This is a genomic window from Nocardioides sp. YJ-D4 (assembly GCF_054031495.1).
Window position 1 is genome coordinate 3371198 of sequence record NZ_CM132932.1, and the last position, 26718, is coordinate 3397915.

21 protein-coding genes are annotated in these 26718 nt (G+C 69.7%); 11 read left to right on the forward strand and 10 right to left on the reverse strand.

The features are described from left to right. Positions 1–39: 39 nt before the first annotated feature. On the forward strand, positions 40–2343 hold the full coding sequence (locus ACW14X_RS16110) for a hypothetical protein (protein ID WP_457162649.1): 2304 nt from the start codon (positions 40–42) through the stop codon (positions 2341–2343). A 15-nt stretch (positions 2344–2358) separates the two neighbouring features. Here the strand turns inward: ACW14X_RS16110 and ACW14X_RS16115 are convergent, their stop codons facing one another. From ACW14X_RS16115 to pseB, 4 genes are all read right to left on the reverse strand, one after another. Further along, positions 2359–3504, reverse strand: a complete 1146-nt coding sequence (locus tag ACW14X_RS16115) for a hypothetical protein (RefSeq protein WP_457162650.1) — start codon at positions 3502–3504, stop codon at positions 2359–2361. A gap of 76 nt (positions 3505–3580) precedes the next feature. Continuing rightward, positions 3581–4303, reverse strand: coding sequence for a cytidylyltransferase domain-containing protein (locus ACW14X_RS16120; protein ID WP_457162651.1), 723 nt, complete (start codon positions 4301–4303; stop codon positions 3581–3583). Beyond that, the gene (locus tag ACW14X_RS16125) at positions 4300–5421 is read right to left on the reverse strand and encodes a DegT/DnrJ/EryC1/StrS family aminotransferase (RefSeq protein ID WP_457162652.1); all 1122 of its coding nucleotides are present in this window, start codon (positions 5419–5421) and stop codon (positions 4300–4302) included. Before ACW14X_RS16125 ends, ACW14X_RS16120 begins: the two co-directional genes overlap by 4 nt. A 2-nt stretch (positions 5422–5423) precedes the next feature. Next, positions 5424–6458, reverse strand: coding sequence for a UDP-N-acetylglucosamine 4,6-dehydratase (inverting) (gene pseB / locus ACW14X_RS16130; protein ID WP_350838819.1), 1035 nt, complete (start codon positions 6456–6458; stop codon positions 5424–5426). 111 nt (positions 6459–6569) lie between these two features. Between pseB and ACW14X_RS16135 the strand changes: the two genes are divergently transcribed. After that, on the forward strand, positions 6570–7658 hold the full coding sequence (locus ACW14X_RS16135; protein WP_457162653.1) for a PseG/SpsG family protein: 1089 nt from the start codon (positions 6570–6572) through the stop codon (positions 7656–7658). Here ACW14X_RS16135 and pseI read toward each other — a convergent pair. After that, positions 7639–8694, reverse strand: a complete 1056-nt coding sequence (gene pseI, locus ACW14X_RS16140; RefSeq protein WP_457162654.1) for a pseudaminic acid synthase — start codon at positions 8692–8694, stop codon at positions 7639–7641. The genes ACW14X_RS16135 and pseI overlap by 20 nt on opposite strands. Then, the gene (locus ACW14X_RS16145; RefSeq protein ID WP_457162655.1) at positions 8694–9230 is read right to left on the reverse strand and encodes a GNAT family N-acetyltransferase; all 537 of its coding nucleotides are present in this window, start codon (positions 9228–9230) and stop codon (positions 8694–8696) included. The genes pseI and ACW14X_RS16145 overlap by 1 nt, the downstream gene beginning before the upstream one ends. A 52-nt stretch (positions 9231–9282) precedes the next feature. On the opposite strand from ACW14X_RS16145, the gene ACW14X_RS16150 reads away from it, so the two are divergent. Genes ACW14X_RS16150 through ACW14X_RS16170 form a run of 5 tightly spaced genes read left to right on the forward strand, consistent with a single transcriptional unit; the run spans position 9283 to position 15544 of the window. Further along, complete coding sequence (locus tag ACW14X_RS16150) at positions 9283–9534, forward strand: phosphopantetheine-binding protein (RefSeq protein WP_008354901.1); 252 nt, start codon at positions 9283–9285, stop codon at positions 9532–9534. After that, the gene (locus ACW14X_RS16155; RefSeq protein WP_457162656.1) at positions 9531–10757 is read left to right on the forward strand and encodes an AMP-binding protein; all 1227 of its coding nucleotides are present in this window, start codon (positions 9531–9533) and stop codon (positions 10755–10757) included. Before ACW14X_RS16150 ends, ACW14X_RS16155 begins: the two co-directional genes overlap by 4 nt. Continuing rightward, positions 10750–11496, forward strand: a complete 747-nt coding sequence (locus tag ACW14X_RS16160; RefSeq protein WP_160026398.1) for an SDR family oxidoreductase — start codon at positions 10750–10752, stop codon at positions 11494–11496. The genes ACW14X_RS16155 and ACW14X_RS16160 overlap by 8 nt, the downstream gene beginning before the upstream one ends. Then, positions 11496–11915 (forward strand): hypothetical protein, encoded by a 420-nt coding sequence (locus ACW14X_RS16165; protein WP_457162657.1) that lies wholly within the window; start codon positions 11496–11498, stop codon positions 11913–11915. Before ACW14X_RS16160 ends, ACW14X_RS16165 begins: the two co-directional genes overlap by 1 nt. Before the next feature lie 59 nt (positions 11916–11974). Then, entirely contained in the window at positions 11975–15544 is a 3570-nt protein-coding gene (locus ACW14X_RS16170; RefSeq protein WP_457162658.1) for a bifunctional glycosyltransferase/CDP-glycerol:glycerophosphate glycerophosphotransferase, read from the forward strand. A gap of 75 nt (positions 15545–15619) precedes the next feature. On the opposite strand, the gene ACW14X_RS16175 is transcribed toward ACW14X_RS16170, so the two are convergent. Next, a complete protein-coding gene (locus ACW14X_RS16175) occupies positions 15620–17965 on the reverse strand; it encodes a hypothetical protein (RefSeq protein WP_457162659.1) in 2346 nt (781 codons plus the stop codon). 147 nt (positions 17966–18112) lie between these two features. On the opposite strand from ACW14X_RS16175, the gene ACW14X_RS16180 reads away from it, so the two are divergent. Continuing rightward, complete coding sequence (locus tag ACW14X_RS16180) at positions 18113–20050, forward strand: glycosyltransferase (protein WP_457162660.1); 1938 nt, start codon at positions 18113–18115, stop codon at positions 20048–20050. A gap of 10 nt (positions 20051–20060) precedes the next feature. Here the strand turns inward: ACW14X_RS16180 and ACW14X_RS16185 are convergent, their stop codons facing one another. Genes ACW14X_RS16185 through ACW14X_RS16195 form a run of 3 tightly spaced genes read right to left on the reverse strand, consistent with a single transcriptional unit; the run spans position 20061 to position 24207 of the window. Then, a complete protein-coding gene (locus tag ACW14X_RS16185) occupies positions 20061–21644 on the reverse strand; it encodes a class I SAM-dependent methyltransferase (RefSeq protein WP_457162661.1) in 1584 nt (527 codons plus the stop codon). Positions 21645–21653: 9 nt separating this feature from the next. Beyond that, positions 21654–22787, reverse strand: a complete 1134-nt coding sequence (locus ACW14X_RS16190; RefSeq protein ID WP_160026404.1) for an acyltransferase family protein — start codon at positions 22785–22787, stop codon at positions 21654–21656. A gap of 4 nt (positions 22788–22791) precedes the next feature. Beyond that, positions 22792–24207, reverse strand: a complete 1416-nt coding sequence (locus ACW14X_RS16195) for a bifunctional cytidylyltransferase/SDR family oxidoreductase (RefSeq protein WP_350713639.1) — start codon at positions 24205–24207, stop codon at positions 22792–22794. 300 nt (positions 24208–24507) lie between these two features. On the opposite strand from ACW14X_RS16195, the gene ACW14X_RS16200 reads away from it, so the two are divergent. From ACW14X_RS16200 to panD, 3 genes are read left to right on the forward strand one after another with little or no spacing between them, the layout of a single operon-like run. Further along, on the forward strand, positions 24508–25428 hold the full coding sequence (locus ACW14X_RS16200; RefSeq protein WP_160026406.1) for a DUF2520 domain-containing protein: 921 nt from the start codon (positions 24508–24510) through the stop codon (positions 25426–25428). Continuing rightward, on the forward strand, positions 25428–26294 hold the full coding sequence (panC, locus tag ACW14X_RS16205; protein WP_160026407.1) for a pantoate--beta-alanine ligase: 867 nt from the start codon (positions 25428–25430) through the stop codon (positions 26292–26294). Before ACW14X_RS16200 ends, panC begins: the two co-directional genes overlap by 1 nt. Beyond that, on the forward strand, positions 26291–26716 hold the full coding sequence (gene panD / locus ACW14X_RS16210) for an aspartate 1-decarboxylase (RefSeq protein WP_201451188.1): 426 nt from the start codon (positions 26291–26293) through the stop codon (positions 26714–26716). The genes panC and panD overlap by 4 nt, the downstream gene beginning before the upstream one ends. The last annotated feature ends 2 nt before the right edge of the window (positions 26717–26718 follow it).

Consider the following 26718-nt stretch of genomic DNA (forward strand, 5'->3'; position numbering starts at 1 on the left):
TGTACTCCGTGTAGGCGTTTTGTTGGCATGATCTCCTGGGTGACTGCAGACCAGGCAACCGTGGGCGTCGCGCCTGCCGCGAAGCCTTCCTCGGACCGCATGTTCTCGATCTCCGGTGGTTCCTGGTCGGGGCTCCTCCCGGGCGCGCTGGTCGCGGGGGTGACGCTCGTTCTCGCGGTGCGTGTCGCCGGGGTCGGACTCGGTGACGCGCTGCTCTTCACCGGGTACGTCCTGGCGTTCCTCACCTTCCCGGGGACCGTGGTGTGGCGGGCGGTCGCGAAACCGGGACCGACGATCGGCAACGACTTGGTGCTCGGCACCATCCTCGGGCTCGTCCTCGAGCTGCCGCTCTATCTTCTGCTGCGGCTGTTCGATCTCACCCAGCTGATCTACGCCTACCCCGTCGCTGTGCTCGTCGGGGTGGCGGTCGTCGTCTGGCGTCGCCGGCGGATCGCGCCCGTGGTGATCGGTCGGGCGAGCCTGTGGTCGTGGGCCGGCGCGGCGGTGGTGTGCGTACAGCTCCTGCTGGTCGCGAAGCGGGTGTGGTCTCACCGGCCGATCGACGCGTTGCGATCGCCCTACGTCGACGAGCCGTTCCACCTCGCGATCGCCGGCGACCTGCTGCACCACTTTCCGGCCCAGATGCCGTGGGTGGACGGCACCCCGCTCTTCTACCACTGGCTGGTCTACGTCCACCTCGCCTCGGCGGCGACGGTCACCCACCTCGAGCTCGTCGTGCTCCTGCGCAGCCTGTCGATGGTGCTGCTGGTCGTGCTCGCGGTCGCCGGAGCGTACGCAGCGGCCACCCGTCTCACCGGACGGGCATGGCCCGGCTTCGTCGCCGCTCTCGTCCTCATCACGGGAGCGACCCCCGACTTCTTCGGCTGGACGAGCCTGGTCAGTCCCGCGCAGCTGGCCTTCGACTCCGTCGTCCGTATGTTCAACAGCCCGACGCACGCCTTCGTGATGCCGCTCCAGATGGTCCTGATGGTGCTGGTCGTCGAGGTGATCCGGGGCGAGCAGCGGCGATGGCCGGTGTGGCCGCTGATGATCGTCGTCATGATCGCTGTGGCCGGGGCGAAGTCGTCTGCCCTGCCGACGATCATCGCCGGCCTGCTCCTGGCACTCGTGATCTCGGCCGTGCTGCGTCGCAAGCAGACGGTTCTCACCCTGGGCGCTCTGCTCGGCTCGGCCGTCGTCGTCTTCCTGGTCGCGCAGCAGGTGTTCTACGGCGGTGGCACCCGGGCGACGACGATCGATCTCAACGGAAGCACCGTCCAGCGCCTGGGCATCCTGATGCTGCCGGAGGGGGAGACCCTCCCCGGATCCGCGCCGGTGTCGATCTGGATCTGCTTCACTGTCGGCTTCGTCCTCGTCACGGTGCCGCTGATCGTCGGCCTGCTGCGTGGCGGCTGGCGACGGCCCGAGTTCGTGTTCCTGGTCGGTCCCTGGGCCGCTGCAGCCGGCGCGTTCATGGTCCTGAGCCATCCGGCGCTGAGCCAGGCCTACTTCCTCCTGGGAGCCAGCGGGTTCTTCGCCGTCGCGACGGCTGTCGCGCTGTCGGACATCAACCCCGGCCGCCTGTCGCGGCGCGACGGCGTCCGGATCGTCGGCTGCGCGGCGCTCGGCTGGCTCGCGCTCGTGGCGGCGAGACTGTTGGTGGGCGATGACATGCCGGCGAACGGCTCGGTCTTCACCTCGACCTTGCTGACCCAGCTCGTCGTCGGGCTGCTGGTGCTCGCCGTCGCCGTCGTCATCGTGCTCGTCTACGCCAGGCGCTCGGCGATCGCGGCGCTCCCGGCCGTCGCGGCGTTGATGCTGGGCGTCGTGGTCGCCGGCGCTCCGCAGACCGTCGCTCTCGCGGGGGCCGGCCCCTCGATTCCCCGAGGTGCTCCCACGGACATCATCGGCCCGGGTGGAATCGCCGCCGCACGGTTCGTCCGGGCGCACTCGCAGCCGGACGAGCTGATCGCGACCAACGCCCACTGCATCGGACTGCCCGTGCCCGACTGCGACCGCAGGAACTTCTGGATCGCGGCGTACGCCGAACGTCGGGTGCTGGTGGAAGGCTGGGCCTACATCGACCCGCTGGTGGTCGGGCTGCCGTCCACGGACCTCAACAACTCGGCCTACCTGCCGTTCTGGGACCCCGAGCTGCTCGAGGCCAACGACGCGGCCATCACGCGTCCGTCACCGGAGACGATCAGCACGTTGCGTGACGAGTTCGGCGTCGACTGGCTTGTCGTCGACCGCCGCTATCGCGCTGACCTCCCCGGCATCCGCCGCGAGCTCGGTCAGCCGCGCTTCAAGCGCGGGCTGTACTCCGTGTTCGACCTGCGCTGACCCATCACGCCTCGGTCAGCGGCGCAGGAGGCGACGGAGCCGGCCCCGCTGCGAGGCCTCCGCTTCCCGTCGACGGGCGCGGGCGTCCTCGACCTCCTGCTGGATCTCCTCCGGGATCGTGTGCAGGCCCTGCATGACCAGCTTCACGACCGCCATCACCTCGTCGCCGGGGATCTCGGAGTAGTCGCCGATGTTGTAGTCGGGGAAGCTGCTCTGCTCGATCATGTCGGTGAACGAGAAGCCGCCGAGCTTGCCGATGAGGAGGTTGTCGTCGCGGTAGTCCTCGAGCAGCTCCTGCCGGAACTCGGAGGTCATGTAGACCGCGCTGGTGTCGTTCCAGCCGAGCTGGGTGGCCTTGGTGACGAACTCGCCACGAAGGATCTGGATCCACTTCAGACGCGTCGCTTTCCAGGAGTCGGCACCTCGGAGCCGGCCACGCATCGGTGCGGCGGCCACGATCGGAGCCAGGTGCCGCGCGGTCTCGACCGTCCGCCAGCCGGATCCGACGTTGGTCGACCCCGCCCCCTCGCCCTGGATCGGGAGCTCGCACGTGCTGAGGAAGTCCGCGACCGCGTTCCCGTGACGCAGCTCCTTGCGGATGAAGGGGCGAAGCCGCAGGTCGACGTCCGGGATGGCAGTGGTGATGGTGTCCGCGAACTCTCCGTAGCGCAGGAAGCTCATGTCGAGCGGCGACCACTCCCGAAACTCCTCGAAGGGGAGATCGACGAGCTCGGCGTGCTCCGGCCTCATCACCATCAGCCGCTCGACGTAGAAGGCGTTGTAGAACGTGGCCTGATCGCGGACGTAGTGGACCCAACGGACCTTCGCGCCGGCCTGGCGCGCGTACTCGCCGATCGCGCTGATGTGCTCGGGCTTGAGCAGCGAGAACGACTCGCACGAGATCACCGTGGTCTCCGCGGTGCCCGAGGCGATCGACTCGACGAGCTGCTCCCAGGTGCCGAGGGCGGGCGTGAAGAGCACCTCGCCGAGGAGCTGGGAGTAGAGGTTCTGGTGCTGGACGCTGTGCGTGCCTCGGCCGATCGTGGGATAGGCGATCTCCGGAGGGAGCTTCCCCTCGCGGCTGGCGCGGGCAAGGAAGGTCTGGATCGCCGTGCTCCCGGTCTTGAAAGTGCCGGAATGGACGATCAGATTCTTCTGCATGCAACGCTCCAAGTGTCGCTGCTGGAATGGGGTGCGGCGCGACGTCCCGCGTGGCACGGATCTTACCGGCCGGGGCTTATTGGCCGAGCTTCTTCTGCTCGATCTGGGCGTTGATCTCGACCAGCTCGGGATGGGCCTCCAGGAGGGAGACGAGGCCTTGGGTGTCGAGACCGTGCGCGTCGTGGTCCTCGATGAGGATCTGCAGGAGCCGCAGGTCCTCGGGGGTGTCGAGAGTGATCCGGTACGCCGAGGCATCCCGCTCCCACGGCAGGTTGAGCTGGGGCCGGGTGTCGTCGGTGTAGAGCCACGGGGTGACGTGCTCGCGGTGGGGCGTCTCGGTAGCGAGCCGGTCGGCCTCCAGCAGCGCCGCCGCGGAGAAGACCTCGAAGTCGAGCCCTCGCGGGTAGGTGCGCTCGAGGGCGTTGCTGGCATAAAGCGCGGGATCGTCGGCGGCGACCCAGGCGTCGATGCCGCGGCGTACGACCTCGCCGTCGATCAGGGGGCAGTCGCTGGTCACCCGGACGACGACGTCGGGCTCGAACTCCCGTACCGCCAGCGCGAAGCGCGACAGCACGTCGGGCTCGCTGCCGCGGACGACGCCGGCGCCGAGCTTGTCGGCCAGGACGGCGACCGGGTCGTCGTCGACGTTGGTGGTCGTCGCGACGATCACCGGGAGACCAGCCGCGGTGAGCCGGGTGAGGTGGTGCTCGAGCATGGTGATGCCCGCCGCCTCCCGAAGCACCTTGCCGGGGAGGCGGGTGCTGGTCATGCGTGCCTGGGTGATGACCGCGGTCTTCACAGGGTTCCGATCAGCGTCTCGACGACCTGGTCGACCTGGTCGTCGGTCAGGTCGGGGTACAGCGGCAGAGAGAGCTCCTCGGCGTAGAACGCCTCCGCGTTGGGGCACGTCCCGCGCCGGTAGCCCAGGTCCGCGTAGACCGGGTGCCAGTAGACCGGGATGTAGTTGACCTGTACGCCGATGCCGGCCGCCCGCATCTTCTCGAACACCTCGCGCCGACGGTCCTCGAGGATGCGCACCGGATAGAGGTGCCAGGCCGGATCGACGCCCTCGCGCTGGACCGGCAGGCGCAGCCCGTCGACGTCGGCGAGCGCGGCGTTGTAGCGAGCGGTGATCTCCGCGCGGCGCCGCTTGAACCCGGCCAGCCTCGTGAGCTGGGAGAGGCCGAAGGCGCACTGCAGATCGGTGAGCCGGTAGTTGAGCCCGAACTCGTGGACCTCCTGGTGCCACGGCCCCTCGTCCTTGATCCGGAACCGGTCGGCGTCACGCATCAGCCCCACGAAGTGGAACTCGTGGGCCCGCTGCGCGATGGCGGCGTCCTTGGCGACGACAGCGCCACCCTCGGCGGTGGTGAGGTTCTTGGTCGGGAAGAACGAGAGCGTGGTCAGGTCGGCCAGGTCGCCGACCGGGCGGCCTCCCGAGAACCCGCCGATCGAGTGCGCCGCGTCGTCGAGGGTCAGCGCGCCGACCCGGTCGGCGATCGGCTGCAGCGCGGCGTAGTCGGCCGGGTGGCCGGCGTAGTCGACGGCGGCGATCACCTTGGTGCGGTCGGTGACGAGGGCGTCGACGGCGGCCGGGTCGACGAGGGCGGTGTCCTCCTCGACGTCGGCGAAGACGACCTTCGCGCCGAGCAGCGAGGCCCCCGACGCGGTCGCGACGAACGTCATCGGCGTGGTGACGACCTCGTCACCGGCACCCACCCCGGCAGCGGCGTAGGCGATGTGGAGGGCAGCGGTGCCGGAGGTGCACGAGACCGCCCGGTGGCCACCGACCAGGTCGGAGAGCGCCTGCTCGAACGCGGCGACGGTCGGCCCGGTGGTGAGCCAGTCGCCGCGCAGGATCGCCGTGACTGCCTCGATGTCCTCCTCGGAGACCGACTGGCGGCCGTAGGGCAGCATGCTCAGATCCCCGACTCCAGAACCTTGCGGAGGTCCTCGGCGTCGTACCAGATGTCGTTCTTGTCCGAGGCGCAGTGGAAGCCGTCGGGGACCGGCACGGCGTCCATGATCGGCTTGTAGCCCCACTGCGGGTTCTCGGGCTCGATCACGTAGTACTTCCCGTCGCGGATGCTCACCGCGCGGCGGCCCTCCTCCGGGCTGATCATCTCCTCGTGGAGCTTCTCGCCGGGGCGGAGCCCGATGTCGACGAGCTTCGCCCCCGGCGCGACCGCCTCCGCCAGGTCGACGACCTTGTGGGAGGGGATGTGGGGGACGAGCAGCTCGCCGCCCTGCATGATCTCGAAGGTGTCGAGCACCATCTGCACCGCCTGCGGCAGCGTGATCAGGAACCGGGTGCACCGCATGTCGGTGATGCCGAGCGCCTCACCGCGCTCGGCCATCGCCTTCCACTTCGGGATGATCGAACCGCGCGAGCCGGTCACGTTGCCGTAGCGCACCACGGAGAACCGGGTCTCGTAGGAGGAGGCGTAGTTGTTGCCGAGGATGAAGATCTTGTCGGCCGTCAGCTTGGTCGCGCCGTAGAGGTTGATCGGCGAGGAGGCCTTGTCCGTCGAGAGGGCGACGACCTTCTTGACGCCGGCGTCGATCGAGGCCTCGACGACGTTCTGCGAGCCCAGGACGTTGGTCTTGATGAACTCGAAGGGGTTGTACTCCCCGGTGTCGACCTGCTTGAGCGCAGCGGCGTGGACGACGTAGTCGACGCCGTGGAGCGCCCGGTGCAGGCGGTCGCGGTCGCGGATGTCTCCGATGAACCAGCGGAGCCTCGGGTCGTTGCCGAACAGCTGGCGGCACTCGTACTGCTTCAGCTCATCGCGCGAAAAGACGATCACGCGGCGCGGGTTGAAGGTGTCCAGGAGGTGGCGGATGAACGCCTTCCCGAACGAGCCGGTCCCGCCGGTGACCAGGATGCTGGCGCCATCGAGAGGATGGTTGATCGGGGCGTCGGACTCTTGAACGTCCGAATTGGGCACGGTCACAGGGATGCTCTCTACTCTGGGCCTCACTGGTGCGCCAACGACACGGCGCGCAAAAGGTGACACATGCCGTGCCGTCCGTCGAAACGGACGAATCCGAGAGGTTGCGCATACATGTCCGTGGGATCGGTCGAGGCCGAAGGTCTGTGCGTGGCCATGGTGTGCGATGCCGGTCCCGATGTCGGGATCGGGCACGTCATGCGCTGCCTGGCTCTCGGGGAGGAGCTCGTCGCCCGAGGCGTACGTGTCGTGATGGTCGCTGAGCTGGACCGGGTGCCGTGGACAGCGGAGCAGGTGCGGCGCCGGGGGATCGAGATCGCGTCGCCGGGACCGGACGACGTCCGCGACGTTCTCACCCGCCTCGAGCCGTCGTCGGTGGTCGTGGACTCCTATCTCCTCCCGGCCGCGGTCTACACCGACATCCGGGATCGCTGGCCGCTGCTCGCGCTCACCGACGGTGATCCGCGCGGACGGGTCGCCGACCTCTACCTGGACCAGAACCTCGGCGCGGAGGCCTCCACCTGGGCGCTCCCCGAGGGGTCCAGGCATCTCGGTGGGCTCGGCTACGCCCAGCAGCGACGCGAGATCGTTAGGCAGCGTCCGAGCGCGCCCAAAGCCTCCGCCGACGAGCACACGCCGCTGCGAGTGCTGGCCTTCTTCGGCGGAACGGACGCCTTCGGGGTCGCGCCACGCGTCGTGCGCCTGGTTGCGCGAGCGGGGATCGCCGTGGAGCTGACCGCCATCGCCGCCACTCCGGAGCTGGCCGCGGAGATCGCCGGCATCGAGCTCGCGCCGGGCCAGGCCGTCCACGTGATCGGGCCGACCGACACCCTGGCCGAGCTCGTCGCCGGCGCCGACGTGGTGCTCAGCGCCGCCGGCACCTCGGCCTGGGAGCTCTTCTGCCTCGGTGCGGCGGTCGGGTTCGTCTGCGTCGCCGACAACCAGAAGGACGCGTACGTCCGGATGGACCAGGACCGGCTGGCCGTCGGGATCGCCACCCTGGCCGAGCTCGACGGCGACTCCGCCGACGCCGTGGCCCGGATGCGTGACCTGCTGGGCGACGTACGTCTGCGGGAGAGGCTGCGCTCCGCCTGCTGGGCCATGGTCGACGGCCGAGGGGCGGAGCGCGTCGCCGACGCGCTCCTCGCCCTCGACCGCGATCGGGTCCAGACCGCGCTGGGCTCTAGACGAGGTCCCAGCTGAGCGGTGTTCCGGCCGGGGTGTCCTGGGTGAAGGTGCGGCCGAAGACGATGTCGACGTCACCCGGCGGCAGCCCGTCGGCGGGGCGGACGGAGCGTACGTTGTCCGGCCCGACCTTCTCCCCGGCCCGCACGTCGCGGGTGACGAAGAGCGAGCGGCGGAAGCGCAGGCCCTCGCGCTCGGCCGACTTCGGGCCGATCCGGGCCTCGCCGAGCGCCTGCCAGGCGATCTTCGTCTCGCGGACGAGCGAGGCGAACTCGTCCGGCTCGAGGGAGAAGTCGGAGTCGACGGCACCGTCCGCGCGCGAGAGCGTGATGTGCTTCTCGATCACGCAGGCGCCGAGGGCGACGGCGGCGACCGAGGCGCCGATGCCGAGCGTGTGGTCGGAGAGGCCGACGGCGACGTCGAGCCCGTCACGAAGCACCGGGATCCCGCGGAGGTTGGAGGCCTCCGGAGGAGCCGGGTAGGACGCTGTGCACGCCAGCACGACGAGGTCGTCGTTGCCGGTCGCCCGTGCCGTACGCACCGCCGCATCGATCTCGGCGAGCGTCGCGGTGCCGGTGGAGATGATCATCGGCAGCCCGGCCTCGGCGATCGCGCGGACCAGCGGCAGGTCGGTGATCTCGGAGGAGGCCGACTTCAGCATCGGGACGCCGAGCCCGACCAGGAAGTCGACCGCGGTCGGGTCGAACGCGGCGCTGAACGGCACCATCCCGAGCTCGCCGGCCAGCGAGAAGATCGGCTCGTGCCACTCCCACGGCGTGTGCGCCTCCTCGTAGAGCTCGTGCAGGCGGCGGTTGGGCCACAGCGGGTGGTCGGCCGAGAGCCGGAAGGCGGGGGTGTCGACGTCCAGGGTGATGGTGTCGGCGGTGTAGGTCTGGATCTTGAGCGCGTGCGCGCCGGCCTCGCCCGCGGCGCGCACGATGTCGAGCGCCCGCTCCAGGTCGCCACCGTGGTTGCCGGACATCTCCGCGATCACGAACGGCTCGTGGCCGGGACCGATCGCGCGGTCCCCGACGGTGATCTCGTGCTGGGTCATCACTGCTCCTTGCCGGAACGTCGGGTCGGTCGGTCGTCGCGGTCCAGGCTGACCGGGATGGCGGTCACCACGCCGTCGTCAGTGGTCTGCTCGTAGGGCTCGCCCTCGGTGAATCCGAGCCGACGGTTCATGGCGCGTACGGATTCGTTGTGCGGGAGGACCTCGCCCTCGAGGAGGTCGATGTCGAGCCCGTCGGGCTCGGGGGCGAAGGCGTACGCCACGGCCTCGCGCATCACCTTGGTCCACGCCAGCAGCGCGGTGCCGTCGGCGGTGGTGCCGTCATGGTCGAGATAGAAGCCCCAGGAGGCCGACCGGGCGACGGGATCGTGGTCGAAGAAGGTCACCACGCCGAGGGGGCGGTCGGCGTACTCGAACATCAGCACCCGCCGGGCCGGATCCTGGGCGACCCGGGACCACCAGGCGGCATGCTCCTCGGCGGTGATCAGATGCTGGTTGATGCTCACCGACCGGTTCGCCTCCTGGTTGCGCCATGCCAGCATGCTCGGCAGGTCGGCGTCGGTCGCCGGTCGTAACATCGGTCTCCTCGGACGTCATGGGATGCGCCCTCACGTTATATGGTCCGAGGCCATGGAGACTCTTGACCGACCGGCGGTCCGCAAGCTCATGGGCGAGGTGCTGGCCGTGCAGGGAAAGACCCTGCCCGCTGACGACACCGCGAAGCTGGCCGACATCGGCTTCCGCTCCCTCGACTTCTCCGAGCTCGCGCTCCGGGTCGAGGACGAGATCGGCGACGAGCTCAACTTCGAGGCGGCCGGGCTTCGCTCGATCGAGACGATCGGTGACGTGCTGGACCTGCTCGTGGAGATCCAGGGGCAGTGATCGCCGACAACCTCGTCGTCGATGCCCGGACGGGGAAGCGAGCGACCTGGGGTGAGCTCGCCCAGCAGCAGGCCGCGCCACGGTCGGCGCCGACGGCCCGCGTGGTGGAGCACAGCGTCGATGCGCTGCCGGCGGTCGCCGGTCTGAAGGACGGCGGCGAGCTGCTCGTCGTCGCCGCCGGGCGGCTCGACGAGGCCCTCGCCGCAGAGCTGCGCGGGGCCGGGTTCGACCTCGTCGCCGGCGACGGCGTGCAGGACGCGACCGATCCCCGTGCGGCCGAGGACGGCCGGGTCTGGCTGCTCACCTCCGGGTCGACCGGCCGGCCCAAGCGGGTCGGTCACACCCTGGAGTCGCTCTCGACGGTGACCGGCGAGCTGGCTCCGCGCACCTGGCTGTGCCCCTACTCGCCCGGCACCTACGCGTGGTGGCAGGTGGTCACCCTCGGCCTGGGCGTCCCCGGTCAGGACCTGGTGCTCGTCGACCCGGCCGACCTGGACGACTGGGTGGCGCCCGCGCTCGAGCACGGCGTCACCGCCGTCTCCGGGACCCCGACGTTCTGGCGACGCACCTTGATGCGCCACGGTGCCGAGCTGCAGAAGCTGCCGCTCGAGCAGGTCACGCTCGGTGGTGAACCGGTCGACCAGGCGGTGCTCTCGCAGCTCAGGGAGGCTTTCCCGGACGCGCGCGTCTCCTGGATCTACGCCTCCTCCGAGGTCGGCGCCTCGATCGTCGTCCACGACGGCCGCGCCGGGTTCCCGGTGGAGTGGCTCGACCGCGACGTCCCCGGCCGTCCGCGGCTGTCGGTGGTCGACGGCGAGCTGGTGATCACCTCGCCGCACCACGGCACCGACGCCTCGGGCGAGGAGCTGGCCGGGGCCGTACGCACCGGCGATGCCGCCCGCATCGAGGACGGCCGGGTGCTGGTCACCGGTCGCCTGGACCGCGACGAGCTCAACGTCGGCGGCTCCAAGGTGTCGGCCGGTGCCGTCCGCGACCTGCTGCAGTCCCACCCCGCGATCGCCTGGGCGGCCGTACGCGGTCGCAAGGCACCGCTGGTCGGCACCATGGTCGTCGCCGACGTGGTCGCCGACCAGGACTCGGGCGTGACCGCCGACGACCTGACCCGTTGGGCCGCCGAGCGGCTGCCCGAGTACGCCGTGCCGCGGCGCATCAAGATGCTTGCCGAGATCCCGGCCAAGGAGACCCTGAAGAGCGATGTCTGATTCTCTACCTGTCCCGCCCTCCTCCGTGGTGCTGGTCTCCGGTGCCTCCCGCGGCCTCGGCCTCGCGATCGTCGCCGACCTGCTCGATCGCGGCGTGAAGGTCGCGGCCTTCGCACGCACGGTGACGCCCGAGCTCGAGGCGCTCGCCGCGAAACACCCCGACGCCACCCACGTCGGCTCGGTCGACGTGACCGACGAGAAGGCGGCCCAGACGTTCGTCAAGGAGGTCGAGGCCAGGCTCGGCGTCATCGACGGCCTGGTCAACAACGCCGCGATCGGCCAGGACTCGCTGCACGTGCACACCTCGTCGGACCGGATCGCGCAGATCATCGAGACCAACCTGACCGCGCCCCTGGTGCTGACCCGGTTCGTGCTGCGGCGCCTGATCGGCAAGGGCCTGAAGGGCCGGGTCGTCAACGTGACCTCGATCTGTGGCCAGCGCGGCTACCAGGGCCTGGTGGCCTACTCGGCCACCAAGGGAGGACTCGACGCGGCGACCCGCTCGCTGGCCCGTGAGCTCGGTGGCCGGGTGCTGGTCAACTCGGTCGCTCCCGGGTTCTTCGCCTCCGAGATGTCCGCGGTGCTCGGTGCGAACCAGCTCGAGTCGATCGCACGGCGTACGCCCTCGGGTGCGATGACCACACCCGAGGATGTCGTGCCGACCGTGCGGATGCTGCTGCTCGAGCAGACCAACATCAACGGTCAGGCGATCGTCATCGACGGAGGCGGCTCGATCTGATGTCCCGGCTCCGCGTCGGCAGCGATGCCGAGCTCGCCGGCTATCGCGCCCGCAGCCACCTCCACGACGGGCGGGTGGTCGCCTGGGCAGGCTCCTACGATGTCCCGGTGGCGGTCGACGCCGAGGTGGAGCGTACGGTCCCGGCGGCGCTCGCGAAGCGGTTCGGCACCAACGGGTTCTGGGAGCGATGGACCCGGGCGGAGTGCGTCGTGAAGCTCACCGGTCGCGGCGTCGCCGATATCGTGGACCTGATGGCAGCCGACCCCGACCGGGGCGGCAGACCCGGTGCGGCGGTGTCCCTGAGCACCGTACGTCTGCCAGGCGCCATCGTGGTGTCGATCGGCACACTCCACCGCGAAGGTTCCCCGAGGGGTATCGGCCGGAGTGCGGGAGACTGTTCGTTCGCCTGTAACCTCTGAGTTCGATCAGATTCGCGGGCGCGTCATCCGGGACGCCCTCGGACCGAGAGGGAATGTGCATGGGTCAGGGAATCGTCGACGTCTTGCGTCGCGCCGAACGAAGGATGCCTCAGGGTGTCCGTCGACTGGCTCGTGACGCCGGGCATCGCGTTCTCGGCCACGAGCGCGGCCCGCTCGTCTCGGTCGTGGTCACGGTGACCGACCAGGACAAGCAGTATTTGGCCGAGTCGCTGCTCTCCGTGCGCGAGCAGACCCACACGACCCTCGAGATCCTCATCGCGCCCTACGGCGAGGCGAGCGTGGTGAGCGACCAGATCCTCGCCGACCTCCCCGACGACTACCGCCTGCGGCTGCTCGACAGCTCCGCGACCCAGGCCGAGGCCCGCGACCGTGGTGGTCGTGCCGCGCGCGGTTCCTACGTCTGCTTCCTGCTCGCCGCCGACCTCCTCACCCAGAACGCGATGCGTACGCTGGTGACCTCCCTGGAGGAGAGCGGCTCCGACCTCGCGGTCGGTCGCATCGAGAGCCGCCAGCGCCTGTCCCCGCCGGTGGTGCCGGCCTACGACCTCGTGCACGCCGAGAACCGCTCCGGCCTCACCCTCGACGAGTTCCCCGTGGCGCTGAGCGATGTCGGGGTGAGCAACCGGCTCTTCCGCACCTCGTTCTGGCGCCGGAACGGCTTCAGCTTCGGCGGCCGCGGCGGTGCCGACGCGGTCGGCTTCGACGGCTACCTGAAGGCCAACCGCTTCGACGTGGTCACGGCGCCGGTGTGCGTCGACATGGACCGCGCCGATGGCACCCCGGTCGAGCAGCTCCACGACCAGACCCTCGGGATGGAGGAGTGGATCGCGCAGACCCGCTCGACCTGGATCGCGATCGGCGAGCTGGCCTCCGACCTGCGCGACCACTGGGCGCTCGGCGGGCTCACCGGCCGCGCCAACACCATCCTCGGCGACGTCGAGCGGATGAGCGCCGAGCAGTGGACCGCCCTGCGTGACCTCGTCGTCGAGATCGAGCGGGACGTCTCTCCGGAGGTGTGGCTCAAGCTCCCGGTCGAGGTGCGGGCTCGGCTGACCTACCTCATCGCCGACCGGCGCGACGAGCTGACCGCGTTCGTCGCGTCGCGCTGGTTCGAGCGCGGCAACCTGCGCACCCGGGTCGTCGGCGGCCAGGTGCGCGGGATCTTTCCCGACACGGACCTGCCCGAGGCCGTGACCACGCTCAACGAGCACGAGACGCCGGCGCGGGTGCTGGTGCGGGACGTACGCCCGCTCGACTCCGACCGGGTCGTGGTCGACCTGGTGGCGCGGATCGAGCTCGTCGACCTCGCCGAGACGACCCCGTTCTTCACCGCCCGCCTGGTGCCGGACTTCGTCAGCACCGCCGACGAGGACGGCGTCGCGAGCGATCCTGACACGGCGCTGCCGGACCCGATCGACCTGACCGTCACGCCGCGGCGCGACCCGCAGGCCAACATGACCATCGGTCACAAGTACCAGGACTACCGCCCCGGCGGCTGCCGCACCGAGATCGACCTGACCCGGCTCACCGCCGGGCGCTGGCACCTCGAGGTCACCGTCGCCGTCGACGGCGTCGTCCGCACCACCAGCGAGGTCCAGATCGACACCCGCGGCCCGGCGGGCAACCTGGCGACGCGCTACCGGCCGCGGGTCCACACCTCCGCCGGCCTGTCGGTGGCCTGCGACCGCTACCTCGATCAGCTCAGCTTCCGCGCGGTCCCGACGACGGCGACCTCCCTGGAGAAGGCGGAGGTCGACGGCCGCACCGTCTCCCTGACCCTCGCCGGCGAGCTGCCGCAGGCCGTGCGGGCGATCGGTGGCGGCGTACGCATCGAGGCGCCCGTCAAGGACGGCAAGGTCACCCTCAGCCTCCCCGCCCACGGCGCCGTCGAGCCCGGGGCGCCCGCCGCCTGGCGGCTGGACACCCTCCAGGACGGGACCTCGGGCCGGATCATCTGGACCGACCCGATCGGCTCGCCGTGGACCGGCGAACGCGGAGGCAGCGTGCTGGCCTCGCGAGACGGCCGGGGCTACGCCCAGATCATCGAGGTGGCCGACACCGTCGCGATCGACCGCGTCGAGCTCGGCGACGGCCAGATCACGGTGCGGGGCGAGTGGCTCAGCTCGATCCCGAAGCACGCCCGACTGACCCTCGCCGGATCGCGCCACAGCGAGACCGTCAAGATCGACACCGCTGCCGCCGAGTTCGAGGTCGTCTTCACGCTGCGCTGGGACGAGTGGGGCCTGGGCGAGTCCGTCCTGCCCAGCGGCGTCTACCAGTTCCAGCTCACCTGCGGAGCCAAGCGCAGCGGCAACGTACGCCACACCACCGCGTTCCTCGAGCACCAGGCCGAGTTCCAGACCAGTGACGAGGTCCGGCTGCGTCCGGTCAACGGCAACGGCCCGGGAGTCACCCTGCAGCCCCCGATCCCCGTCGACCACGCCGGCAGCTACGCCCACAACCTCGCCCGCGAGCGCGTGCTGGCGGCCGAGGAGCCGCTCGACGAGTCCGCGGTCTATCTCTCGACCTACGCCGGCTCGACCGCCACCGACTCCCAGCTCGCGATCCACGAGCACCTGCGTCGCACCCGGCCCGACCTCACCCTCTACTGGGGCGTCGCCGACCACGCCTCCCGGGTCCCCGAGGGCGGCATCCCGGTCGTGCTGCAGAGCCCGGAGTGGTATCGGGTCATCGGCACCGCGAAATACCTCGTCCAGAACATCGACTTCGACCGCTGGTGGCGCAAGCGGGAGGGGCAGCGGTTCCTGCAGACCTTCCACGGCTACCCCGCCAAGTCGATGGGCCTGCGGATGTGGCGGGCGAAGATGTTCTCGCCGCTGCGCTGCGACGCCGAGCTCGACCGCACGACCGCCGGGTGGGACCTGATCCTGACCCCGACGCCGGAGATGGACCGCTACTACCGCGAGGAGTACGCCTACGACGGCCCGATCCACAGCGAGGGCTACCCGCGCGACGACGCGCTGGTGCTCCCGTCGGCGGTGGAGGACCGCGAGCGTACGCGCAACCTGCTCGGCATCGGCTCCCACCAGAAGGTGGTCCTCTACGCCCCGACCTGGCGGGACCACCTGGCGCTCAACTACCGCTCGGCGAAGATGGTCGAGCACCTCGACGTGGTCGCGGCCAGCGAGGCCCTCGGGGATGAGTACGTCATCCTGCTGCGCGGTCACCGGTTCAACTCCAAGGGCAGCGAGCGCAGCGAGCGCACCGCCCGGATCATCGACGTCACCGACTACCCGGAGATCAACGACCTGATCCTGGCCTCGGACGCGGCGGTGCTCGACTACTCCAGCCTGCGCTTCGACTTCGCCCTCACCGGCCGGCCGATGGTGTTCCTGGTGCCCGACCTGTCCGACTACACCGGCGGCATCCGCGGCTTCCTCTACGACTACGCCGACACCGCCCCCGGGCCGATGCTCGACACCGCCGAGGAGGTCGTCGCGGCCCTGTCCGACCTGGACCGGCTCGAGGCCGAGCACCGCGACCGGATCGCCGAGTTCAACGCCAAGTACCAGTACACCCAGGACGGCAAGGCGACCGAGCGGGTCGTCGAGGCCTTCTTCGACAAGCCCAGCTTCGACAAGCCCTGACGGTCACCAAAGCAGCGATGGCGCGTCCCCTTGCGGGGGCGCGCCATCGCTGCTTGCTACAGCCTCAGGCAAGGATCACGGCAGCCGGGCGAGAGCCGGCTTGGCCACCGAGGTCTTGCCGGGGATCGCGTTCCAGCGCTCCGGCAGGACCACGCGGTGCGGGCCGACCTCGAGGAGGACCACGTTGCGGTAGGTCATCCCGTACGTCTCGACGTAGGGCGCCAGCGAGGTGAGCAGGTCCTTCGCGCGCCACTGAGCGGCGTCGAGGACGAGCACGTCGATGTCGAAGGCGTCGAAGTCGAAGGCGTGCCGCTGGTGGCCGTCCCGACGCAGCTCTGCGGCCTCGGTGGTGCGCTCGGCCTGCTTGTTGGCGGCGGCGTGGATCTGCTGGAAGCCGCTGACCGCGCGGGTGCCGACGACGTCGGAGGCAGCCAGCAGGTTGCCCTCCAGGTCGGTGTCGGCGAGGCCGGCGATGTCCTCGGTCAGCACGGCCGAGACCGGGAGGATGACGAGCTTGTCGACGTCGGGGAGCAGGTCGGCGACCACGAGCCGCTCGACCTGGCCGATCGGGAGCGTGCTGCCGTCGGGCTGCTTGATGCCGTCGAAGCCGGAGACGTCCAGCGCGCTGAGCGTGATCCCCGGCCGGGCGAGCTCGTCGAGCCGCAGGTCGGTGCCACCGGTCTGGACCCACAGGTGGACCGGACGGGACGAGTAGGCGGCGATGGACTTGATCAGCCGGCGCAGCTTCGGGCGCTGCTTCGGACGGGCCGAGACGGCGACGTGGATCGCGTCGGCCGGGACCTGCTCCGGGGTGCTGACCGTGTTGCTGCGTACGTCGTCAGCGATCGAGCTGACCAGATCGCCCACCTTGCGGGCGCCGGCCCGGCGCTGACGGGCGATCTCGACGTCGGCGGCGTTCATCTCGCGCCACTGCGTGTAGACCTCCTCGACGCTGGCGCCGGAGAAGATCTTGGTGAGGATCGTCTCGAGCCGGTCGTTCATGCTCTCCCGGATGCCGTCGAACTCGGCAGGGGTGAGCGGGTTGAGGCCGGCGAAGCGCGGGTCGGAGAGGTTCTTCGGGCGGAAGTCGATGTCGATGCCGATGCTGCGACCGGGCAGGTAGCAGTGCAGGCGGCTGGTGACCAGCTTGCGGTGGTCGCGACGGTAGCCCTCGAGCATCGTGATCGCGTCGTCGATGTTCTGCACGAACGGCCGGAAGCGGACCTCGTCGAGGCCGCCCTGGGCGTAGGTCGGGGCGCCCTCGGGGATGCTGCCGTCGAAGACGTCGACGTAGCCGACGGGCGCGTCGGGACCGGGCAGCTCGTCCGCGTCGGGGAAGACGGTCGAGACCGTGGTGGTGAGACAGCCCGAGAAGAAGGCGGGCACGCCGACGGAGAGCAGGATGTCGACGGTCGTCCAGTCGCGGCAGCCGATCGGGGCGTACTTCTTGAGGTACTCGATCGTCTCGTCGGTCATCATGGCGCGGGTGCTGCAGTGGAACGAGACGAAGATCGGGCGCAGGTTCTTGTGGAACGGCATCCCATAGCGCATCTCGAAGATCGGGTGCATGTACCACCCGAAACCGAGCATCCAGGTGTCCTTCGGGACGGGCTGGTACATCGACGCGTCGCGCTGGAGGGTCATCAGCTGGACCTTGGCGGACAGGCCCTCGCGGACGCGCTCGGGGCGGACCCGCTCGCGCAGCCGGTTGGCCAGGTCGTCGAGCTCGGACTCGCCGGTGAACTCCAGGTCCTTGTGGCGCACCACGTGACCGAGCGAGGCGACCGTCTGGACGTGGTCGCCGATGTTGGCCGACGCGCGGGAGCGTCCGGGGTGGCCGTAGTCGACGACGGCGTAGGAGACGGTGCCCTCCGGCGCGGCCGGGGCGTCGGGCTCGTCGTTGTCGGCGGCGACCCACGGGCGCAGCCAGTCACGGCTCTCGACGACCCACTTGGTGTCGCCGTTGGTGCCGTCGCCGACGGCCTCGTCCAGCCGGGCGTAGAGGCTGCGGGCCAGCTCCTGGTCGCCGAAGCCGAAGACACGGCTGGTCATCGCGAGCCATGCGCGGCCCGAGACGTACGACGCACCGGACTCGGCGAGCTCGCGCAGGGTCGCACGGGTCGCGTCGGGGTCTACGTGGAGGCCGGACATGACGTACTCGTCGGCGGCCTTGGCGGCCCACTCCTCGACCGGGATGCCCTGGAAGAGGGCCCAGGCGCGCTCGTAGAAGCCGCCGCCGGCTGCGTTGACCGCACCGTCGAGATCAGCGGCGACGACGAGCGGCTCGACCTCGATGGAGATCGGCGCCGGCTTAGAGTCCTGTGGCGCACCCTCCGAGATGGACGGGACGCGAGCGGTCAGGCTCTGACGCAGGCGCTCGGGAAGCAGCTGGCGAGCGAGTCGTCGAGCTGGGCTGGCCATGGGACTCCTTCATTGATGGTTCGACGCAGTGTCGTCGGGCGGAGCCGCGATGTTCGCGGTCCGTTCACACGTTTCCCCCTATGATCCAGGCCGGATATCCTGCCCGAAGAATCGGCAATCCCCAAAGACGCCGACTAATCTCTGCGCATGCCGATCCCCAACCCCCACGAGCAGGTCGCGTTCCCCGAGGGCCGCTACCTCACGATGTGCAACGAGATCGCGACCAAGTTCGGCGGTCAGACGCGGGCGATGATCATGCGCAACCGCCTGATCACGCAGCACACCGGGATCCCGACCACGCTCCTGACGACCGAGTCGAAGCCCGTCTACGACGAGGTGCGCGAGGTGCTGCGCGACTCGGGCCAGCTGGTCGAGGGCATGGACCTCCTCAACCTCTACGAGTGGTACCGGCTGAACACCCCCACCGACGCGCCGGACGAGTCCGTGGCCGCGCTCGGTGGCCGGCTGGGCGAGGTCGCCGGCACGACCACCTCGGACGTACTCCACCCCGACGGCACCGTCTACTACACCGCCCACTCGCAGTCGGGGAAGGACCTGGCGCGTGACTACCGTCGCGCCGACGGGTCGATCTACCTGCGGGCGCCGGGTCCGGGTGCCCCGGCCGCGTCCCGGGTGCCCTACATCCTCACCGACGCCGAGGGGCGTCCGATCCGGTCGTGGGAGACCATCGGCGGCTGGCTGTGGCACTGGCTCGAGCTGCTCGCCGGCGACGCCGAGCGGGTCTTCTTCGTGACCGACTCCCGGTTCGCGCTGCGTGACGTCATGCCCCGCCAGGACGACCGCTTCTACTTCCTCCACCTCATGCACAACAACCATGTCGTGAAGGAGCGTCGCTGGAACTCCCAGCTCTCGGGCAAGTACGCCCCGCTGCTCGACAACATCCACGAGTACGACGCGCTGGTGAACCTGACCCACCGTCAGTCCGAGCACATCGCGATGCGCTACGGCTCGACCTCGCACCGGTTCGTGGTGCCCAACCCGGTCGAGCTGCCGGAGCTGCCCGAGACGATGCCCAAGCGGGAGCCGGCGACGTTCGTCACCGTCGCCCGGCTCGAGCCGCAGAAGCGCCTCGAGCACGCCATCAGGGCCTTCGCGAGGGTGATCGAGAAGCGGCCGGAGGCCAAGTTCCAGATCTACGGTGACGGCAAGCTCTACAAGCCGCTCGCCGACCTGATCGAGACGCTCGACGTCGGCAAGAACGTCCAGCTCATGGGCCACGACCCGCGAGCCAAGGAAGCGCTGCTGCACGCCACCGGGTTCATCATGACCAGCGTCAACGAGGGCTACCCCCTCGCCACCCTCGAGTCGCTCTCCTTCGGCTGCCCGGTGATCAGCTACGACATCAACTACGGTCCGCGTGAGCAGATCACCGACGGTGTCGACGGTTACATCGTGGAGGCCGAGGACATGGACGCGGTCGCCGAGCGCTGCATCCAGATGATCGACGCCCCCGAGAAGGTGGCCGAGATGTCCCGCAAGGCCCTGGAGAAGGCGAGCAAGCACGACTGGCGCGCCTTCCTCGACGACTGGCGCGTCGCCTTCGAGGGCGCCGTCGCCCAGCGGCCGGGCCGGATCGAGAAGGCACGCGCCCGGCTCGACGTCCACGCCCTCGGCTGGGCGCGGCCGATGCCCGAGGGCGTCGCGACCCGGCTTCCGGGTCCGGCCAGCCGGCTGGGTCGCACCCAGGCCAGCTCCGCCGCCTTCCGCGACTCTCGTACGCTCCGCTTCGACGCCATGCTCACCGTGATGGGCGAGTGGCCGAAGGGCGTGATGGCGGACCGCATCGTCACCCTCGACGCCGTCTGCAACGAGACCGGCGAGGTGGCCGCGCTGCCGCTCGAGGTCTCGTCCGAGGGCCGAGGTGAGTTCCGGCTCGCCTCCAGGTTCGACCTCGCGGAGGTCTTCGAGGAGTTCTCGGACAAGGCGCGCAACCTCGACCTACGGCTCCGGTTCACGGTCCACAACTGGAACTGGGAGACCAAGCTCGGCCGGCCCCGCGAGGTGCGCCCGAACTTCGAGGTGTCGTTCGGTCCGAACGACGTCCTTCACCTACAGCGACGCTGACCCGCGGGCGTCAGGCTCCGGCCGTGCGCACGACGTGCAGCTTCGTACGCCGCTCCAGCCGGAAGCCGGGACGGTCCTGGAAGTACTCGTCGACCGCGTCGCGGCACCCGCTGTAGTGGAAGTAGTCGTCGAGCACGATCCGTCCCCCCACGACCAGGTGGGGGGCGATCCGCTCCAGGCACGTCATCGTCGACTCGTACCAGTCACCGTCGAGGTGGGCGAACGCGACCGGCTCGTCGACCTTCAGCGTGTCCTGGAACAGTCCCTGCACCAGCTCGACATTGTGCTCGGCCGGCTCGATCCCGTGCCTGGTGAATGAGTCGCTCACCTCGTCGTAGAGGTTGTCGCGATAGCCGTAGTAGGTCTCTCCGCCGATGCCCTTCGACGTGCCGCTGACGATCTTCTGGTAGCGCTTGTGCACGTCGTCGCCGTCACGCTCGGACGGCTCCGGGATCATCCCGAAGACGTCGTAGACCCGCATCGGTCGCTTCGGGTCCTTCGCCGCGGCCATCACGATCGCGGAGCCCCCGAGCGCTGCCCCGGTCTCGATGATCAGGCCGGGTCGGTCCTGGATGTCGGCGTCCAGCACCTGACGGGCGAGCACCTGCAGGTTCTCGGGCTTGAGGTAGGTCAGGTGCTCGGCGCGGACACCGTCGAGGACGGTGCGGACCTCGGCCGGAAGGGCGAGATCGACCAGCGGGTCGCGCAGGGACTCCCGGGTGCGTACGGTCTCCATCCTCAGTCTCTCGACCTCGGCCTGGAGCTCTGCCATGGTCGCGGCGGTCTTCGTCCCGGGCTTCGTTCCGGTCTTCGTCTCGGCCTCGGGCTGCTTCGATGCTGGTGGCGTCCCGTCGGCGGGCTTGCTCGCGACCACGACGTAGTTCTTCGGCATTCCGCGCTCGAAGCGGCGACCGGAGACCTCCAGCCGCGCGTAGAGACGGCTGAGCCGGACCGCGAGCTTCCGGTTGAGGAGCACGATCGGGGCGACGTAGGCGAGCTTCCAGCGCAGACCGCGCCCGCGGAGCTCACCGACGCTCGCGGGGAGGTTCTTCGCCATCATCTGGTAGCTGTAGGCGACCGTCCCGAAGTAGCCCTCGAGCCAGTTCATCCTGGCGATCTCGAAGCCGGCCTCCTCGAACATCTTCCGCAGCGAGAACTGGGTGTAGCGGAAGAAGTCGTACGGCTTCTGGTGCTCGGCGAAGAAGAGGGGCGCGGAGAGGAAGATCCGGCCGCCCGGCTTGAGCACACGGAAGAGCTCGGCGATGGCCTTCTCCGGCTCGGGCACGTGCTCGAGGACCTGGTTGCAGATCACCCGGTCGAAGCTGCCGTCGTCGACCGGGATGTCGGTGATGTCGCAGACGTAGTCCAGCGGCGCGTACGCCGAGCTCAGCTGAGCGAAGTCAGCGGCCTCGTACTGGGCGTGCTTGAACAGCTTCCGGTAGGGGGAGCGGCCCGCCCCGGCGTCCAGGACACGCATGCCACGCTTGGTGCCTTTGGCGAAGCGTGCCATCTCCTGACGGAGACGAACGCGGGAGGGATTGATGTGTCGGGGCTGAACCGCAGCGCCGCGATTCTGCCGGCCTCGAGTCAGCATGGAGAGACATTAGCGCTGTTGGAGCGGAGTCTCCCGTAAACCACGCAAGACGGCGTCGCGGACCGGGTCGTGGAGCCGGCGCTCGATGAGGTAGTGGAGCGCGATGGCCAGCACGAGGGCGGTCGAGACGGCAGCGGCCAGGACGACGTACTCGTCGTAGCGGCCGTGGAACTCGTCGATGATCCAGAACGCGAACTGCGCGTGGATCAGGTAGAGCGGGTATGTGAGCGCCCCGAGCGTCGTCAGGAAGCGCGCCTCGACCCGACCCAGCGGGCCGGCCGAGACCAGCCAGACGAGCGCCGCGAACCCCACGATCGCCCAGCCGGTGATCACCGGCGAGACGGTGGCGCCGACCAGTTCCGTGGCCCGGTCGGCGTACTCCGTCGCCTGGCGGATGCCCAGGATCACGTTGTAGGCGACCGCGAGCCAGGCGATGAACGAGTTGCCGAACCGGTAGATGAGGAACAGCGCCATGCCCATCGCGAAGAACGGGGCGTACTCGGCGAAGAGCAGCGAGTTGAGCATGCCGGAGTCGGTCGCGCGGGCGATCTGGGCCAGCAGCGGCCACAGGAACACGACCGCGATCACCCGCTGCTTGGTGATCCCGACGAGCAGGAAGACCCCGATCAGCAGGTAGAACTTGAGCTCGATCCAGAGCGTCCAGAAGGCACCCTGGGCACTGAGTACGTCCCAGGCGTCCTGGGTCATCGTCATGTTGATCAGGCCGCCGACGAACCCCTGGTCACGGCCGCCCTTCCAGTACGCCTGGAGGATCAGCGTGATGATGACGGCGACCCAGTAGGCCGGGAACAGCCGGGCGACGCGGGAGGAGACGAAACGGGGCAGGTCACGACCCCACGCGGTCATCAGGATCACGAAGCCGCTGATGATGAAGAAGAGCTCCACGCCGAGGTAGCCGTAGCGGGTGACGTGGTTGAGGGTCGGGAAGACCTCGCGGGGGTCGACGCCCCAGTAGGGGGTCGCGATGCCGGTCAGGTGGTAGCCGACGACGACGGCCGCCGCGATGAAGCGGAGCGCGTCGAGCGCGCCGAGCCGGGAGCGGCGTACGGCCTTCTTCTTGGGCTCGGGGGCGGGGTCGGAGGCGGGGGCGGTGTCCTCGGGGACGGTCGGGGCGCTGGTCATCGGGTCAGTTCCCCGCCGCAGCGTCCAGGGCCTCCTGGATCGGGTCGATGCGGCGCAGGTCGATGACGTGGCCGGTGCTCGAGGCGATCAGGGTGTCCAGCGACGCCCGCGCGACCGCCTTCGACTCCAGCAGCGTGTGGGAGGGCTCCTGGCCGAACGCCTTCGTGCGCATCGGGGTGCCGGTGCGCTCGGGGTTGATCGCGTTGACGCGTACGCCCTGGTCGGCCCACTCGTCGGCGAGGGCCTGGGTCAGGTTGACCGTGGCCGCCTTCGCGGAGGAGTAGAGCGCGTAGCCGCGGCGACCGCGGGTGTAGGAGCTCGAGGTGAAGAAGAGCAGCGAGCCCTTCGCCCGGGCGAGGTAGGGGAAGAACTCCTGAGCGATCAGGACCGGCGCGATGTAGTTGATCTCGGTCGCGCTGTAGATCGTCTCCTCCGAGACCGTGGCGAGCTCGCCGCGCGGCAGCACACCAGCGGTGTTGACCACGAAGTCGATCGAGCCGAAGCGCTTGCCGGCGTCGGCCGCCGCGGCGACGATGTCGGCCCGCTTGGCGACGTCGGTGTTGGTGGCCGAGCGGCTGTAGGAGGCGACGTTGGCACCGTAGGACTCGGCCAGCTCCGCGATGTCGGCACCGATGCCGTAGCTGCCGCCGAAGACCACCATGTTCTTGCCCTCGAGGGCGGCCCGGTAGTCGGCCTCCGCCTTCTGCGGGAACTGCTGGTGAGCGGTGAGCTGGAAGAGCTTGTCGGCGATGTAGACGTCGATCGGCTCGGTGACCTTCATGTTCTGCTCGTGACCGTCGACCACCCAGATCTTGGTGTCGGGCAGGTACTTCAGCACGACGCTGCAGTCGTCGGTCGCCTTGAACTTCGGGTCCTGGTCGGCGATCTCGTAGGCCCGCTTCAGCGTCGAGGCGAGGAAGGCCTGTGGGGTCTGGCCGCGGCGCAGCCGCGAGCGGTCCGGGATCTGCGAGATGGTGTTGTCGTCGTTGAGTTCGATGATCGTGTCCGCGGACGGGATGGCCACGTCGACGGCCTGGTAGGTCACCAGCGCCTTGAAGCAGTCGGTGATCACGTCCTCGCTGAGCAGCGGGCGCACGGCGTCGTGGAGGAGTACGTTGCAGTCCTCGCCCTCGGGGAGGGCGGCCAGGGCGAGCTTGGTCGTCTCGTTGCGGGTGTCGGCGCCCTCGAGGATCTTGGAGACCTTCGGGTAGCGGCCGTCGCGGGTCATCGCGTGCACGGCGTCGAGGTGGCCGGGGGCCATCAAAATGATGATCTCGTCGATCTGCGGGTGGCGGTCGAGCACGCCGAGGGTGTGCTCCATGATCGGCATCCCAGCGATCTTGATGAGCTGCTTCGGGATGTCGAGACCCACGCGGGAGCCCACACCGCCGGCAAGCAGCACGGCAACGTTACGAAGCACTGAACACAAACCCTTAGGTAGATGACGAGGAGGGGTGGATTCTTCCATGTCGCGCGCTGCGGACTCCAATGCTGGGGGTGAGGCGATACCGAGCCGTTGGTTCGGCGTGGGGTCCATGGCCGCCGGGGGTCGTGTGATCGCAGTCACGTCATCGTGATGTTTCGGAAGAGTGACCGGCGGCGTACCTTTGTTTCGTCTCGGTCACCGTGGCCGAGCTCGCAGGCACAACGTCTGGTACTCATCCCGGCTCCGCTCACAAGGGGGAGTGGTCGGAGGGACTGGAACGAAAGGTCTACCACCATGAACCCACTCAGGGTGGGCGTCGTCGGCGCGGGTCGCGTCGGGGCCGTCCTTGCAGCAGCACTGCGTTCCGCGGGCCACTCGATCGTCGCCGTCGCAGGCGAGTCGGACGCCTCTCGCGGGCGGATCGCCGACCTTCTCCCGGGTGTCCCGGTCGAGAAGCCGACCGCTGTCGCTCGCGCGTGCGACCTCCTTCTTCTCACCGTCCCCGACGACATGCTCGGCAACGTCGTCAAGACGATGACGGACGCCGGTGCCATCCGGCCCGGGATGTACGTTGCCCACACCTCCGGCCGCCACGGTCTGGCGATCCTCGAGCCGGCCGCCGCGATCGGCGCCCACGTGATGGCCGTCCACCCGGCGATGACCTTCTCCGGCACCTTGGTCGACCTCGCCCGGCTCGCCGGCTGTGTCTTCGGTCTGACCGCCGCCACTCCCGCCGACCGGGCCTTCGCCGAGGCGCTGGTTCAGGACCTCGGCGGCAAGCCGATGTGGGTGCCCGAAGAGATGCGGACGCTCTACCACGCCGGCCTCGCCCACGGCGCGAACCACCTGGTCACCCTGGTCACCGAGGCGATGGAGATCCTCGCCGCCGCCGGTGCCACCGATCCCGCGGGCACGCTGCGGCCGCTGCTGACGGCGGCCCTCGACAACGCCCTGGACCACGGTGACGCCGCGCTGACCGGCCCGATCGTTCGCGGCGACGCCGGCACGGTGGCAGCCCACCTCGACGACATCCGCACCAACGCGCCGCAGACCCTGGCGTCGTACGTCTCCATGGCGCGGGCCACCCTCGACCGGGCCGTCTCCGACGGGCGGCTGCTGCCCATCCGGGCGCTCAAGATCAAGAACCTGCTCGACGAGGCGGATCGCGCTGCTGTGCAGCCGCTGCCGCGTCCGATCCACACCTGGAACCAGTGATGACCGTTCTCGCTTCCACGCGCGAGGAGCTCGCCAAGCTTCTCGACCCTGCCCGCCGCGACGGCGTCTCCGTCGGCTTCGTGCCGACGATGGGTGCGCTGCACGAGGGGCATGCGTCGCTGATGCGCGTCGCCCGCGAGCGGGTCGGCGACGGTCCCGTCGTCGTGTCGATCTTCGTCAACCCGCTGCAGTTCGGCGCGGGGGAGGACCTCGACCGCTACCCGCGCACGCTCGATGCCGACCTCGAGGTCTGCGAGCGTGAGGGTGTCGACGTCGTCTTCGCGCCGTCGGTCGACGAGGTCTACCCGGGTGGCGACCCGCAGGTCACCGTGGCCCCCGGGCCGCTCGGCGACGTGCTCGAGGGCAAGACCCGGCCGGGCCACTTCGGCGGCGTGCTCACCGTCGTCGCGAAGCTGTTCGGGCTGGTCAAGCCCGATGTCGCCGTCTTCGGTCAGAAGGACTACCAGCAGCTCGCGCTGATCCGCCGGATGTCGGCCGACCTGTGCCTCGGTGTCGACGTCGTCGGCGCGCCGACCCAGCGTGAGGCCGACGGTCTGGCGCTCTCCTCGCGCAACCGCTACCTCTCGCCCGAGCAGCGGGAGGAGGCGACGACGCTGTCGCGGGCGCTCTACGCCGCGCAGCGCGAGGCCACCCACGGTGTCGAGACCGCGCTCCACGCGGCCCGCGCCGAGCTACGCCGGGCGAAGGGGGTCGACCTCGACTACCTCGTGGTCACCGACCCCGCGCTCGCCGAGCTGCCCGCCCACCCGGAACCAGGCACCGAAGCCCGGATCCTCGTCGCCGCCCGCGTCGGCACCACCCGACTCATCGACAACATGAGCCTCACGATCGGAGCATCCCGATGACCCGTCTGCGCACCATGATGACCGGCAAGATCCACCGCGCCACGGTCACCCAGGCAGACCTCCACTACGTCGGCTCGGTCACCGTCGACGCCGACCTCCTCGAGGCCGCGGACATCCTCCCCGGCGAGCTGGTCTCCATCGTCGACATCACCAACGGTGCCCGCCTGGAGACCTACACGATCGCGGGTGAGCGCGGCAGCGGCGTACTCGGCATCAACGGCGCCGCCGCCCACCTGGTCCACCCCGGCGACCTCGTCATCCTGATCGCGTACGCGCAGATGACCACCGAGGAGGCGAAGGCTTTCGAGCCGCACGTCGTCCATGTCGACGAGGCCAACCACATCGTCGCGCTCGGCTCCGACAGGAGCGAGCCGGTTCCAGGGACCGACCAGATGCGTGGGCCGCTCGTTCTCACGCAGTAGCG

What these genes read in the sequence shown, in the direction of transcription:
- ACW14X_RS16115 (WP_457162650.1), bottom strand. Translation starts at nt 3,504, where the DNA reads ATGCAGAAGAATCTGATCGTCCATTCCGGCACTTTCAAGACCGGGAGC.
- ACW14X_RS16125 (WP_457162652.1), bottom strand. Translation starts at nt 5,421, where the DNA reads ATGCTGCCCTACGGCCGCCAGTCGGTCTCCGAGGAGGACATCGAGGCA.
- ACW14X_RS16135 (WP_457162653.1), top strand. Translation starts at nt 6,570, where the DNA reads ATGTCCGTGGGATCGGTCGAGGCCGAAGGTCTGTGCGTGGCCATGGTG.
- pseI (WP_457162654.1), bottom strand. Translation starts at nt 8,694, where the DNA reads ATGACCCAGCACGAGATCACCGTCGGGGACCGCGCGATCGGTCCCGGC.
- ACW14X_RS16145 (WP_457162655.1), bottom strand. Translation starts at nt 9,230, where the DNA reads ATGTTACGACCGGCGACCGACGCCGACCTGCCGAGCATGCTGGCATGG.
- ACW14X_RS16150 (WP_008354901.1), top strand. Translation starts at nt 9,283, where the DNA reads ATGGAGACTCTTGACCGACCGGCGGTCCGCAAGCTCATGGGCGAGGTG.
- ACW14X_RS16160 (WP_160026398.1), top strand. Translation starts at nt 10,750, where the DNA reads ATGTCTGATTCTCTACCTGTCCCGCCCTCCTCCGTGGTGCTGGTCTCC.
- ACW14X_RS16165 (WP_457162657.1), top strand. Translation starts at nt 11,496, where the DNA reads ATGTCCCGGCTCCGCGTCGGCAGCGATGCCGAGCTCGCCGGCTATCGC.
- ACW14X_RS16170 (WP_457162658.1), top strand. Translation starts at nt 11,975, where the DNA reads ATGGGTCAGGGAATCGTCGACGTCTTGCGTCGCGCCGAACGAAGGATG.
- ACW14X_RS16175 (WP_457162659.1), bottom strand. Translation starts at nt 17,965, where the DNA reads ATGGCCAGCCCAGCTCGACGACTCGCTCGCCAGCTGCTTCCCGAGCGC.
- ACW14X_RS16180 (WP_457162660.1), top strand. Translation starts at nt 18,113, where the DNA reads ATGCCGATCCCCAACCCCCACGAGCAGGTCGCGTTCCCCGAGGGCCGC.
- ACW14X_RS16185 (WP_457162661.1), bottom strand. Translation starts at nt 21,644, where the DNA reads ATGCTGACTCGAGGCCGGCAGAATCGCGGCGCTGCGGTTCAGCCCCGA.
- ACW14X_RS16190 (WP_160026404.1), bottom strand. Translation starts at nt 22,787, where the DNA reads ATGACCAGCGCCCCGACCGTCCCCGAGGACACCGCCCCCGCCTCCGAC.
- ACW14X_RS16200 (WP_160026406.1), top strand. Translation starts at nt 24,508, where the DNA reads ATGAACCCACTCAGGGTGGGCGTCGTCGGCGCGGGTCGCGTCGGGGCC.
- panC (WP_160026407.1), top strand. Translation starts at nt 25,428, where the DNA reads ATGACCGTTCTCGCTTCCACGCGCGAGGAGCTCGCCAAGCTTCTCGAC.
- panD (WP_201451188.1), top strand. Translation starts at nt 26,291, where the DNA reads ATGACCCGTCTGCGCACCATGATGACCGGCAAGATCCACCGCGCCACG.